Source organism: Finegoldia magna ATCC 53516 (assembly GCF_000159695.1).
Lineage (GTDB): Bacteria > Bacillota > Clostridia > Tissierellales > Peptoniphilaceae > Finegoldia > Finegoldia magna_F.
On sequence record NZ_CM000955.1, the window covers coordinates 1,517,164 to 1,529,911 of the forward strand.

The 12,748-nt window shown below is 29.1% G+C and carries 12 protein-coding genes; all 12 read left to right on the forward strand.

Features of this window, described 5'->3' with window-relative positions; translation table 11 throughout:
* Nucleotides 1-8: 8 nt before the first annotated feature.
* The 12 genes from pyrE to recO all read left to right on the forward strand — a co-directional run bounded on the left by pyrE (nucleotide 9) and on the right by recO (nucleotide 12,742).
* Nucleotides 9-581 (forward strand): orotate phosphoribosyltransferase, encoded by a 573-nt coding sequence (gene pyrE / locus HMPREF0391_RS07360; RefSeq protein ID WP_002836368.1) that lies wholly within the window; start codon nucleotides 9-11, stop codon nucleotides 579-581.
* A 128-nt stretch (nucleotides 582-709) separates the two neighbouring features.
* Nucleotides 710-1,414 (forward strand): isoprenyl transferase, encoded by a 705-nt coding sequence (locus HMPREF0391_RS07365; protein ID WP_002836370.1) that lies wholly within the window; start codon nucleotides 710-712, stop codon nucleotides 1,412-1,414.
* Nucleotides 1,411-2,190, forward strand: coding sequence for a phosphatidate cytidylyltransferase (locus tag HMPREF0391_RS07370; protein WP_002836371.1), 780 nt, complete (start codon nucleotides 1,411-1,413; stop codon nucleotides 2,188-2,190). Before HMPREF0391_RS07365 ends, HMPREF0391_RS07370 begins: the two co-directional genes overlap by 4 nt.
* Before the next feature lie 12 nt (nucleotides 2,191-2,202).
* The gene (gene rseP / locus HMPREF0391_RS07375) at nucleotides 2,203-3,207 is read left to right on the forward strand and encodes an RIP metalloprotease RseP (protein WP_002836372.1); all 1,005 of its coding nucleotides are present in this window, start codon (nucleotides 2,203-2,205) and stop codon (nucleotides 3,205-3,207) included.
* A gap of 50 nt (nucleotides 3,208-3,257) precedes the next feature.
* On the forward strand, nucleotides 3,258-4,307 hold the full coding sequence (gene ispG, locus HMPREF0391_RS07380) for a flavodoxin-dependent (E)-4-hydroxy-3-methylbut-2-enyl-diphosphate synthase (RefSeq protein WP_035109495.1): 1,050 nt from the start codon (nucleotides 3,258-3,260) through the stop codon (nucleotides 4,305-4,307).
* The gene (locus HMPREF0391_RS07385) at nucleotides 4,308-8,573 is read left to right on the forward strand and encodes a PolC-type DNA polymerase III (RefSeq protein WP_002836374.1); all 4,266 of its coding nucleotides are present in this window, start codon (nucleotides 4,308-4,310) and stop codon (nucleotides 8,571-8,573) included.
* 32 nt (nucleotides 8,574-8,605) lie between these two features.
* Nucleotides 8,606-9,592, forward strand: a complete 987-nt coding sequence (locus HMPREF0391_RS07390) for a PhoH family protein (protein ID WP_002836375.1) — start codon at nucleotides 8,606-8,608, stop codon at nucleotides 9,590-9,592.
* Nucleotides 9,570-10,031, forward strand: coding sequence for an rRNA maturation RNase YbeY (gene ybeY / locus HMPREF0391_RS07395; protein ID WP_002836376.1), 462 nt, complete (start codon nucleotides 9,570-9,572; stop codon nucleotides 10,029-10,031). Before HMPREF0391_RS07390 ends, ybeY begins: the two co-directional genes overlap by 23 nt.
* Nucleotides 10,015-10,758, forward strand: a complete 744-nt coding sequence (locus tag HMPREF0391_RS07400) for a diacylglycerol kinase (protein WP_002836377.1) — start codon at nucleotides 10,015-10,017, stop codon at nucleotides 10,756-10,758. Before ybeY ends, HMPREF0391_RS07400 begins: the two co-directional genes overlap by 17 nt.
* Before the next feature lie 7 nt (nucleotides 10,759-10,765).
* Nucleotides 10,766-11,161, forward strand: coding sequence for a cytidine deaminase (gene cdd, locus HMPREF0391_RS07405; protein WP_002836380.1), 396 nt, complete (start codon nucleotides 10,766-10,768; stop codon nucleotides 11,159-11,161).
* Complete coding sequence (gene era / locus HMPREF0391_RS07410) at nucleotides 11,154-12,038, forward strand: GTPase Era (protein ID WP_002836382.1); 885 nt, start codon at nucleotides 11,154-11,156, stop codon at nucleotides 12,036-12,038. The genes cdd and era overlap by 8 nt, the downstream gene beginning before the upstream one ends.
* A complete protein-coding gene (gene recO / locus HMPREF0391_RS07415) occupies nucleotides 12,038-12,742 on the forward strand; it encodes a DNA repair protein RecO (RefSeq protein WP_002836384.1) in 705 nt (234 codons plus the stop codon). The genes era and recO overlap by 1 nt, the downstream gene beginning before the upstream one ends.
* Nucleotides 12,743-12,748 lie beyond the last annotated feature (6 nt).

Genomic DNA, 12,748 nt, shown 5'->3' on the forward strand with positions numbered 1-12,748 from the left:
GGAAAAAGATGGATAGGGTTGTTGAATTATTGAAAGAAAGTAATGCATTATTAGAAGGTCACTTCTTATTGTCATCTGGAAATCACAGTGATAAGTATTGTCAATGTGCAAAGTTATTACAATATCCAGACAAAGCTGAAGAAGTAATCAAAGTTATCGCTGATAAGCTTAAAGATGTTGAATTTGATACTGTTGTTGGACCTGCCATGGGTGGAATAATTGTAGCTTATGAACTAGGAAGACAATTACATAAACCAGCTATATTTACGGAAAGAAAAGATGGTGAAATGTGTCTTAGAAGAGGGTTTGAAGTAAAAAAAGGTGAAAAAGTTATTATCTCAGAAGACGTTGTAACTACTGCAAAATCTTCTTATGAAACAAAAAAAGTTTTGGAAGAATTGGGTGCAGAAGTAGTAGGAATTTGTTGTCTAGTAGATAGAAGCGTAAACCTTGATATTGATTTACCATTATATAGCGCAACAAAAATCGATATAGAAATTTTTAAACCGGAAGAATGCCCTTTATGTAAGAAAGGAATAGAATTGGTAAAACCTGGTTCAAGAGAAATTAAAACCAAATAGTTTATTATAAAAATAAGCCTAATTTGAAGATTTCTTCATGAGATATTCAAATATAAAGGCTTATTTTTTGTGTAAGAAAAAATCAAAATATGATACAATAATTAAGAATAAACTAAAAGGAATTGAAAATGGATTTATCAAAATTAGATCAAGATAGACTGCCTAAACATATTGCCATAATAATGGATGGCAATGGAAGATGGGCTACAAAACTAAATAAACCCAGAGTTTTTGGACATAATGAAGGGATGAAAAGAGTTGTTGACGTTGTTGAAAACTCTTTAAATATTGGGATACAATATTTGTCCTTATATGCTTTTTCAACAGAAAATTGGAAGAGACCACAAAAAGAAATAGATTTTTTAATGCAAATACTCATAAAATATATAGATGACCAATTAAATAAACTAGTAACTCAAGGAGTTAAGATTAATATTTTGGGAGATATTAGTGTATTGCCCGAAAAAGTAATTCAAAAGATAGAATACGCATTGGATTCGACGAAAGATAATGATAAACTTATTCTAAATATTGCTATTAATTATGGGTCAAGGCAAGAGATATTAAAAGCTGTGAATACTGCAATAGAGAAGGGAGAAATCCTGACTGATGATGAGTTCTCAAATCTTTTATACACGAGAAACCAACCGGACGTTGATTTACTGATTAGACCAGGTGGAGAAAAAAGACTAAGCAATTTCTTGCTTTATCAAATGTCTTATGCAGAACTTTATTTTTCAGATATATATTGGCCGGATTTCAAGTTAGAATCACTTGTCGATGCAATTTATTGGTATCAAAACAGGGATAGAAGATTTGGTGGATTGAAATGAAATTTTTAAAAAGGACATTAACCGGAATAATAATTTTATTGTTATCTATTTTTTGCGTTTCTAAAGGCGGAATTTACCTTTTAATAATGAATTTAGTCCTTAGTACTGTTGCAATTTACGAACTAGAAAATGTAATTAACAAGGATTATTCCAATAACATTAACATTAATAATTTGATTATTAATGTATTATTTAATGTTAGTTTTAATTTAAGCGTTTATTTTAAGAAGGAATTATTTGCAATTGCTTTATTGTGCAGTTTTAGCTTGATAGAATTGACTTTATATACCATTTTTGACAAACCTATCAAGGAAGTACTAAATAACTATTTTATGCACATATATATTACGATTACTTTTTCTTTAATGTATTTTATATCAGGAACTGAGTATATTTGGCTTATTTATATATGTTCATGGGGGACAGACACAGCAGCATACTGTACAGGTATGTTGTTCGGCAAACACAAATTGACAAAAATTAGCCCTAAAAAAACTATTGAAGGAGCAATAGGTGGAATAATAGGAAGCATGATAATTGGTGCTATATTTTCTATATTTTATGGTAATTTAAATATTGCTAAGATAGTTATTATCGCTTTCTTCGGTTCTATTATATCTCAAATTGGTGATATAAGCGCTTCTAAAATTAAAAGAAAAGCCAATGTGAAGGATTTTGGTAATATTTTTATAGGACATGGTGGAGTAATGGATCGATTCGATAGTTTTATTTTTGTTTTGCCTTATCTTTCAATTTTATATTGTTTAGGGCTATAATTAGGAGGAAATGTGATTACAATAATTTCATCAATTATAATATTTTTACTTGTAATTTTAATACATGAATTTGGACATTTTATCGTAGCAAAAATGAATGGGGTATCCGTTTTAGAATTCTCAGTAGGTATGGGACCAAAACTTTTCCAAAAAGAATCAAACGGAACTCTTTATTCTTTGAGATTGCTACCTGTGGGTGGTTATTGTCAACTAGAAGGGGAAGACGAAGAAAATGACAGTCCGAATTCTTTGAATAATCAATCTCCGCTTGTAAGACTTAAAGTCATTTTAGCCGGTGCTATTATGAACTTTATATTAGCTTTTATATTGTTAATTTTATTAATGTCTGTAAGTAGAGTTAGTACTGAAGTATCTGGTGTGCTAGAAGATTCACCAGCATATTCTTCAGGAATACAAACAGGAGATAAAATTGTATCTATAAATGGGAAAAATATAAATGATGGAGAGGAATTATTAAAAAATATCAAAGAATCACAAGGTGATTTGGATATTGGAGTAATAAGAGATTCTCAATCAAAGAACATAAAAGTCACTCCAAGATTGGAAAATAATGTTAGAAAAATTGGGGTAAACTTTCAAGAAGAATATGATATTAAAAATTTTAGCTTAATAAAAGGCTTTAAAAAAGGCGTCATAACTTTTCTTAATTTGACAGGCATGTTATATAAATTCCTAGGGATGCTTATAACTGGCCAATTAGGTTTAGGAGGAGTTAGTGGACCAGTTGGTGTGGTAAAAGAGATTGGTAATGCTGCAAAGACAGGTGTTGCTAATTTAATTTTCTTATTGGCATATATTAACATTAATTTAGGTGTATTTAATTTATTGCCTATTCCAGCTTTAGATGGAGGAAGAGCGATATTCATACTAATTGAGATGATATTTGGCAAAAAAATATCTCAAGAAAAAGAAGGCTATATACACATGGTAGGATTAATTTTGCTTTTAGCATTAATCGCAGTAGTTACAATAAAAGATGTTATTAAATTATTTTAAATGTTTTGATTAGGCCTGTATGGGCCTTTTTAAATTTGAAAGGTGAAGTAATGAAAAGAGAAGATACAAAAAGAATTTACGTAGGAAACGTTGCAGTGGGAAATGGAGCAAGAGTTACAGTTCAATCCATGACTAATACAGATACAAAAGATATAGAAAGTACTGTAAAACAAATTAAAGAATTTGAATCTGTAGGGTGTGATATTTCCAGAAGTGCAATTAATGATTTAGAAGATGCAAAGGCGATACCAATTATAAAAAGCATGACGAATATACCATTCGTTGCTGATATTCAATTTCATCACAAATTAGCAATAGCTGCAATTGAAAATGGGTGCGATTGCATTAGAATTAATCCTGGAAATATTGGTGGAATAGATAGAGTTAAAGAAATCGTAGATTGTTGCAAACATCATAAAATTTCCATGAGAATTGGGGTAAACAGTGGATCTGTCAATCAAAAATTCATAGACAAGTATCACGGTGTAAATGTTGATTCAATATGCTACAGTTGTCTTGATCAAATAAGAATGATAGAAGATATGGGATTTGACGATATCAAATTATCATTAAAATCTTCTAATGTTAATATGTCAATAAAAGCTTATGAAAAAATGTCAGAGTTATGTAATTATCCTCTACATGTCGGTATAACAGAAGCAGGTCCTTCTACTAAAGGAATTATCAAATCCAGTGTAGGAATAGGAAGTATTTTGTCAAAAGGAATTGGAGATACTATCAGAGTTTCTTTAACTGGTGATCCTAAAGAAGAAATCATTGTAGGAAGACAAATTTTAATGAGTTTGGGTTTACTAAACGAAGGAATTGAAATAATTTCATGTCCAACATGTGCTAGAACCAAGATTGATTTGATAAGTCTAGTGAATGAAGCTGAAAAAAAATTGGATAAAATAGATAAACACATTAAAGTTGCTATTATGGGTTGCGTTGTAAATGGACCAGGAGAAGCAAAAGAAGCTGATATTGGTATAGCAGGAGGAAATGGAGTAGGCTTAATATTTAAAAAAGGGGAAATTGTACGAAAAGTTAAGGAAGAAGAATTATTAGATGTATTAATTGAAGAGATAGAGAGGTTATAAATGCATTTATTACTCAACGATGTATTAAAGAAAATCGGCCTAAAATATGATTCAAAATCCCCAATTTATATTGATAAATTGACTTATAATAAGGATAATGATGAGTTAGATTGTTTGATAAACATTCAAAAAGATGAGAGTAAGGACAACTTGGCAGAATTTATACAAAAAGACTTATTAAATTTTATAACAAAAATTAATATTGATTTTACAGAGTATGAAGATTCAAAAATCAATTTTTCAAAAGATGATCTGATTAAAATTTTAAAATCAAATGATTTTTGTGAATATTCTTCGTGTATTGATTTTGAATATTCGAAGATAAACGATTCAGAAATTTCACTTATTTTTAATTTTGAGCAAATAAGGGATAAGTTTATATCAGATCAAAAGGATAATGAGTTAACAAAATTAATAACTAAGACATATAATTTAAGTTATTCTGTCAAATCTGAAATTGTTGAGTTAAAGGATAACGATGATTATAGACAAAATCTTATTGAATATGATAATTCAATTCGAAAAAAAATAGCAGAATCAATAAAAGATACTCCAAAGCAAGACAAAGAAGAAGTTAAAAAAACGGGAATAAAATGTGGTAAAGATATAACCAAGTCTCCAATAAAAATTAAAGAAATAATAGAAAATGAAGACGATACTTGTATCAGAGCTGAAATTATTGATGTAGATGTCAGAAGCATAAAAGATGGAGAAAGCTTTATTGTTTCTTTGGATCTAAGGGATGAAAGTGGAGCTGTTTTTGCAAAGAAATTTTTGAAGAAAAAAGAATTTGAAGCGTTTGGTGATAAATTGAAATCGGGAGTTTATCTTTTATTAACAGGAAGGTTGGAATTTGATAGATTTACTTCTGGAAAGACTTTTTCAATAAAACAAATGCAAGAAATTGAGAAACCAGAATCTAGAAAAGATGAATACGAGAAAAAACGTGTAGAGCTACACATGTATTCTCAAATGAGCCAACTAGATGGATTTATTGACTTGGATGAATGCTGTAAAACCCTAAAAAAATGGGGACATCCAGCGCTAGGTTTAACGGATAAATCCGTAGTACAAGGTTATCCACAATTGTATGATGCTTGTAGCAAAAATGGATTAAAACCACTTTTTGGAATGGAAGCTAAAATAATAGAAGATGATTTTAGGATAATAACAAATCCTTATGATTCTATGAATTTGGAAGAATTTGTAGTTTTTGATATAGAAACTACAGGATTATCAAATGCAACAGAAAAAATTACGGAAATTGGTGCTGTAAAGATAGTAGATAATCAAATTGTAGATGAATTTAATCAATTAATAAATCCTGAAATACCAATACCAGAAAAAATAACAGAATTAACGTCTATAACAAATGAAATGGTAAAAGATATGCCTAAAATAGAGGAAGTATTACCTGAGTTTTTAAAATTTGTTGGTGACTGTACTTTAATAGCACATAATGCAGATTTCGATATGGGATTTATCAAGAAAAATTGTCTTGATTTGAGAATTAATCCCATAAGAACATATATAGACACACTAGCTTTTGCAAGGGCATTGGAACCTCATCTCAAAAATCATAAACTTGATACTTTGACAAAAAAATACAACGTTAATTTATTTAACCATCACAGAGCTTGTGATGATGCAAGAGCAACAGGAGAAGTATTCATTTGTATGGTCAAAGATCTTGAAAAAAGAGGAGTTAAATTTGATATAAATATAAATAAAATAGATTCTGATTGGAGTATTTCTAAAAGAGAATCTCACACTGCGACAATATATGCCCAAAACTTAATTGGATTGAAAAACTTATATAAACTTGTGACCGCTTCTAATTTAAAGTATTTTTACAGAGAAGGCGGAATACCAAAATCTGAATTGAATAAAAGAAGAGAAGGTCTTGTAATAGGTTCTGGAAACGAAGATGGAGAATTAATAAAAGCAATACTTGGATTTGAATCAGATGAAAAATTAGATGAAATTATTTCGAGGTATGATTTTTTGGAGGTTCAACCACCACTTTATTATGATGGAGTAAAGTCAAAAAGGATGAGCTTTAACTTAAAAAGTTGTGAAGAATTAACTAGAAAACTATATGATTTATCAAAAAAACACAATAAACCTCTTGTGGCTGATTCTTATGCAAAATACTTTGAAAAAACAGACTATATTTTTAGAAATATAATATTAGAAGGTCAACCTAGAAAAATTTATGGCGAAAAATTCCCTACGTTGTTTTTCAGAACAACTGATGAAATGATGAATGAATTTAGTTTTTTAGAAAAAGATGTGGCTGAGGAAATATTAATAGATAATACCATAAAAATTTCAGAAATGCTAGATGATATAAAGCCAATACCAGATGGAACTTTTCCACCAGTTATTGAAGGCTCTGATACAGAATTAAGAGAAATGACGTATAAAAAAGCTAGAAGTATATATGGAGATGATTTACCTGAAATTGTTGAAAGTAGATTAGAACGTGAGTTATCATCAATTATCTCAAATGGTTATGCTGTATTATATATTATCGCTCAAAAATTGGTAAAGAAAAGCAACGAAGATGGATATCTAGTAGGTTCCAGAGGATCTGTAGGATCTAGCTTTGTTGCGACAATGGCTGACATAACAGAAGTTAATCCTTTAATTCCGCATTATATTTGTGAGAACTGCAAACATTCTGAGTTTATACATGATGAAAATATTGGATCAGGAGTGGACCTTGAAGATAAAATTTGTCCAGTATGTGGACAACCATTGAAAAAAGAAGGTCATAATATACCTTTTGAAGTTTTCTTAGGATTTGATGGTGATAAAGAGCCAGATATTGATTTGAACTTTGCTGGGGAATATCAACCAACTGTTCACAAATATACTGAAGAATTGTTTGGGGAAGGAAAGGTATTTAGAGCTGGAACTATTGGTACAATTTCCGACAAAACAGCTTATGGGTATATAAAAAAATATTTTGAAGATAAAAACGTATATGTTAATAATTCAGAGATAAAATATTTGCAAAGAGGAATCTTGGGAGTTAAAAGAACTTCGGGGCAACATCCAGGTGGAGTAATGATAGTTCCAAGAGATAAAGATATTGAAGATTTTTGTCCAGTTCAACATCCTGCAGATGATGTTAACAGTGATATAATCACTACTCACTTCAATTATAAGTCTATAAGTGGTAGAATTTTAAAGCTTGACTTGCTTGGACACGACGTTCCAACTATTATAAAAATGTTGTCGGATATGACAGGAGTGGATCCATTAACTATTCCTATGGATGATAAAGAGACAATGAGTATTTTTTCTTCAATAGATGCTTTACACTTTGAAGAATTAATTGATGGTCTAGATATAGGAACATTAGGAATACCTGAATTTGGTACAAACTTTGTAAGAGGGATGTTGAGAGATACAACCCCAAAAACTTTTTCGGAGTTAGTCAGAATTTCTGGGTTATCTCATGGCACAAATGTATGGTTAAATAATGCACAAGATCTAATAAGAGATGGTGTTGTCGAATTGAAAGATACTATTTGTACAAGAGATGATATTATGATTTATCTAATAAATAAAGGTCTTGAAAAGAAAAGATCATTTAAAATAATGGAAACAGTAAGAAAAAATAGACTTCTTGATGAAGATACTCTAAATTACATGACTGAAAATGGTGTTCCAAATTGGTACATTGAATCTTGTAAAACTATTGAGTATCTTTTCCCTAAGGCGCACGCTGTAGCTTATGTTATGATGAGTTATCGAATTGCTTATTTTAAAGTACACTATCCAGAAGCTTTTTATTCGACATTTTTTACAATTAAATTACAAGATTATCCAGGTGATGTTATTGTAAGAGGATTAAGTGCAATTAGAGAAGAAATGCAATCTTTGAAGGATAAATACAAAGAATCAAATTCTAAGATGACAGCAAAGGATAGTAACAAATACTCTGTATTGGAAGTAGCAGAAGAAATGTATTGTAGAGGAATAAAACAATCAAGAGTTGACTTGCATAAATCTGACAAGGCTAGATTCAAAGTATTAGAAAAAGGGTTTATTCAACCTCCTTTTAATGCACTAGAAGGTGTTAGCGATGCAAACTCTATTGCTATTTTTGAAGAAATACAAAAAGGTGATTTTATTTCAAAACAAGATTTTACTATGAGAACGAAAGTTAATAAAACAGCTTTAGAAATACTAGAAAACCACGGTGTTTTAGATGGTTTACAAAATGAAAACCAAATAAGTTTATTTGATTTTTAGTGATATGTTATAATTAGATAAATGGAGTGATTATGGATAAACATTTAATTTACAAAACTAATAATGAAAAATTAATAACTTTTATTTTTGGACAATTAGAAAAAAATGCAAAAAAAATTGAAGAAGCTTGTGATGTTATATTAAAGATTTCTGAAGAAGGTATTCTAATTAGTGGTTCTGATTTGAATATTGAAAGTGCAAGTAATCTTTTAGAATCATTAAATACACATACTTTATCTGGGAACGAAATAACAGATCAGGATTTGGATTATTTGCTTTCTAACTTAGAAAAAATAAAACAAGAAAATATTTCAAAAATTAAGGACTATGTAATTTGCTACAATTCAAAAGGTAAACCTTTAAAGCCAAAAACTGTAAATCAAAGAAACTATGTTGAAATGATTAATAAAAATGATATTGTTTTTGGAATAGGACCTGCAGGTACAGGAAAAACTTACTTGGCAATGGCTATGGCAATAAATTCATTTAGAAATAACGAAGTAGATAGGATAATTTTAACTAGACCAGCTGTAGAAGCTGGAGAAAGTTTAGGATTTTTGCCAGGAGATCTTCAAGAAAAAATTGATCCTTATCTAAGACCTATATATGATGCTATGTTTGATATATTAGGTTATGAAAATTTTGAAAAGTTTAAAGATAGAGGATTGATAGAAGTAGCACCATTGGCATATATGAGAGGTAGAACTTTAGATAATGCATACATTATATTAGACGAAGCACAAAATACTACCAATGAACAAATGAAGATGTTTTTAACTAGAATAGGATACGGTTCAAAAGCTATAGTAACGGGAGATATTACACAAGTTGACTTACCAAGAGGTAAAAAATCAGGATTACTTGTAGCTACTAATATTCTTAGAGACATAAAAGGAATAAGCTTTTTAGAGTTTGAAAAAACAGATGTTGTAAGACATCCACTTGTACAAAAAATTATTGGAGCTTATGAAAAATTAGATAACAATAGGTCAAATTATGATAATACAGATAAGCAATAGACAAGATTATTTTCAAATTGATGATGAATTAACATCAGATATTGAAAGTTCAATAAAAATATGTTTGATTCAAGAATTAAATGATGATAATTATGAGGTATCTTTGTCATTTGTTAGTGAAGAAGAAATTAAAGAACTTAATAGAGATTATCGCAATAAAGATAGCGTAACAGATGTGTTGAGCTTTCCTTTGGAAGATGATTTTCAAATTCAAACAAATCTTTTGGGTGATATTATTATATGCTGCAAAAGAGCTGTAGAACAAGCAAAAGAATACAATCATTCTATCAAAAGGGAAATTGTGTACTTGGTTGTTCATTCTATGTTTCATTTATTGGGTTATGATCATATTGATGAAAGTGATAAAATTATTATGAGAAATAAAGAAAAATCAGCCTTGAAAGAAATAGGTATCTATAAAGATGAAGAATTCAAATAGTAAGTCAAATTATAAAAATATTTCTAAAAACACATCTTTTATTACTAGTTTTCAATATGCAATGGATGGAATTATTCATTGTTTGAAAAATGAAAGAAATTTTAGAACTGATATCTTGATGACTGTTCTAGTTATGATTGCATCATTAATGTTTGACTTATCAAGGGTTGAAATGGCTTGTTTGTGCATAACTATAACATTCATATTAATGGCGGAAATGATTAACACAGCCATTGAAACGATTGTTGATTTGATTTATGACAAATACGACGATAAAGCAAAAATAGCAAAAGATGTTGGGGCAGGGGCGGTACTGTTAGCTGCTTTTAATTCTATTTTTGTAGGTTATTTTATGTTTTATGATAGAATTGTGCCTCTTAGTCATACAGCAGTTATCAAATTACAAAATTCACCAACGCATTTGACATTTATAGCTTTGATTTTGGTAGTTGTTATAACTTTAGTCCTAAAAAGTTTTATATATCAAAATAAATGGACATATTTGCAAGGTGGAAGCGTAAGTGGTCATGCATCTGTTTCTTTTTGCAGTGCTACAATCATTGCCCTTTTAGCAAATAATACATTAGTGACAATACTATCATATTTTATATCTTTTTTGGTTGCAGAAAGTAGAGTAGAAGGAAAAATCCATACACTAAGTCAAGTTATAGTTGGTGGCATAATTGGGACATTAGTGGCAATATTATTATTTAAAGTAATTATTTAGGAGTATTATGGAAATTAATAAAATGTATAAAATTGCTTTGCAATATAAACAAAACACATACACGCCATATTCTAATTACAACGTAGGATGTTGTGTCAAAGACATAGAAGGGAACTATTATGGAGGTTGTAATATTGAAAATGCTTCATTTAGCCCAACAATTTGTGCAGAAAGAACTGCAATTTCAAAAATGGTATCTGAAGGATTTAAGTTAATAGATACTATTTTAATAATTGGAGATTCTGATTTCACTTATCCTTGTGGGGTTTGCAGACAAGTGATTAAAGAATTTTCTAATGAAGCTACAAAAATAATAATAGCTAAAAATGAAAATGAGTATAAGATTTATAATATTGAAGATTTATTACCTCATGGTTTTAGTGGAGATGATGTAAATGTTTAAATCTGGATTTATTTCAGTTATAGGCAGAAGTAATGTAGGAAAATCAACTCTTTTAAATAGAGTTCTAGGAGAAAAACTAACGATTATTTCTGACAAACCTCAAACTACAAGAAACAAAATACAATTGATATATACTGACGAAAATATGCAAGCAATATTTTTAGATACTCCAGGAATACAAACGCCAAAAAATAAACTTGGAGATTATATGCTCAAAGTTTCGATGTCAACTTTGAATGAAGTTGATGTTATAACATATATTGTAGATACTACTGAAGAAATAGGAAAGCTAGACACTGAAATTATTGAGAAATTAAAATTAGTTGATACAAAAATAATTCTATTAATCAATAAAATAGATAAAACATCAAGTGATAAAGTCAATGAATTAGTAGAAATGTACAGTAAAGTTGGAATATTTGAAGAAATAATTCCAATAAGCGCATTGAACGGAGATAATGTAGAAGGATATTTAACTTCTTTAAAAAATAATTTGCCTGAAGGTCCAATGTATTATGACGAAGATAGCGTAACTGATCAACCTATTAGACAAATTGTACAAGAACTAATTAGGGAAAAGGCCCTAATGAATTTATCTGATGAATTACCACATGGAATAGCTATAACTATTGAAAAATTCAAAGAAAGACAAGGCAGGAATTTAATTGATATAGATGCTACTATTATTGTTGAGAAAAAAAGTCATAAAGGCATGGTAATTGGAAAAAAAGGATCAATGATTAAAAAAATTGGAACTGATGCCAGAGTTGATATTGAACAATTATTAGATGCTAAAGTAAATCTAAAACTATGGGTTAAAATAGATGAAGAATGGAGAAATAAAGATTCTAGATTAAGGTATTTGGGTTACAACTAATGGAACAGGATTACATCAAGACACAAGCTATTGTGTTGGAGCATATAATTTATGGAGAAAATTCTATAATTTTGAATGTTTTCAGTAAAGAAGAAGGAATTATTGGAATTTTCATCAATAATATTAACTCCATGAAATCAATTATAGAATTTAATGTTCTGTCAGTGAATGATTTTACCTTAAAAAAAGGAAATCAATTCTATTATTTAGTGGATTATGATTTAATTAACTCTAATTTTAATATAAGAACAAACTATAAATCAGAATTATTTAGTTTGGTTATAGTTGATTTAATAAAGTCAATTTTTTACAATGAAGTTTGCAATGAAAAAGTATATGCCTTGATTTTAAAAACAGTAATATTCTTATCAAAATATTCAGATAATCAGTATGCTTTAATTAATGCGTTTATTTTGAAGCTAGTATCATATCTTGGGTATCAACCAAGCATGTTTTATGAAAATAGTCATAACAGGTTTTATTTAGATGGCGGATTTGTAGATTCCGATGGAGAATACTACCAAATAGACAACTTACACGCAAAGTATATGATATACTTAATGAAAAATAGGTATGATGATATAGTTAATAAAAAGTTTGAATCTATAAATGAAAACGAAATTTTAAAAATTTTGTTAAAATACACGATGAACAATTTTGGAATTGAATATTTGGGGTCATTAGGCTACCTTGAATATTTGTAAGGAGAA

Excerpts from the sequence above, each read along its gene's own strand:
- HMPREF0391_RS07385 (WP_002836374.1), top strand. The coding sequence starts at position 4,308 with ATGCATTTATTACTCAACGATGTATTAAAGAAAATCGGCCTAAAATAT.
- HMPREF0391_RS07365 (WP_002836370.1), top strand. The coding sequence starts at position 710 with ATGGATTTATCAAAATTAGATCAAGATAGACTGCCTAAACATATTGCC.
- recO (WP_002836384.1), top strand. The coding sequence starts at position 12,038 with ATGGAACAGGATTACATCAAGACACAAGCTATTGTGTTGGAGCATATA.
- HMPREF0391_RS07370 (WP_002836371.1), top strand. The coding sequence starts at position 1,411 with ATGAAATTTTTAAAAAGGACATTAACCGGAATAATAATTTTATTGTTA.
- era (WP_002836382.1), top strand. The coding sequence starts at position 11,154 with ATGTTTAAATCTGGATTTATTTCAGTTATAGGCAGAAGTAATGTAGGA.
- HMPREF0391_RS07390 (WP_002836375.1), top strand. The coding sequence starts at position 8,606 with ATGGATAAACATTTAATTTACAAAACTAATAATGAAAAATTAATAACT.
- cdd (WP_002836380.1), top strand. The coding sequence starts at position 10,766 with ATGGAAATTAATAAAATGTATAAAATTGCTTTGCAATATAAACAAAAC.
- pyrE (WP_002836368.1), top strand. The coding sequence starts at position 9 with ATGGATAGGGTTGTTGAATTATTGAAAGAAAGTAATGCATTATTAGAA.
- HMPREF0391_RS07400 (WP_002836377.1), top strand. The coding sequence starts at position 10,015 with ATGAAGAATTCAAATAGTAAGTCAAATTATAAAAATATTTCTAAAAAC.
- ispG (WP_035109495.1), top strand. The coding sequence starts at position 3,258 with ATGAAAAGAGAAGATACAAAAAGAATTTACGTAGGAAACGTTGCAGTG.
- ybeY (WP_002836376.1), top strand. The coding sequence starts at position 9,570 with ATGATAATACAGATAAGCAATAGACAAGATTATTTTCAAATTGATGAT.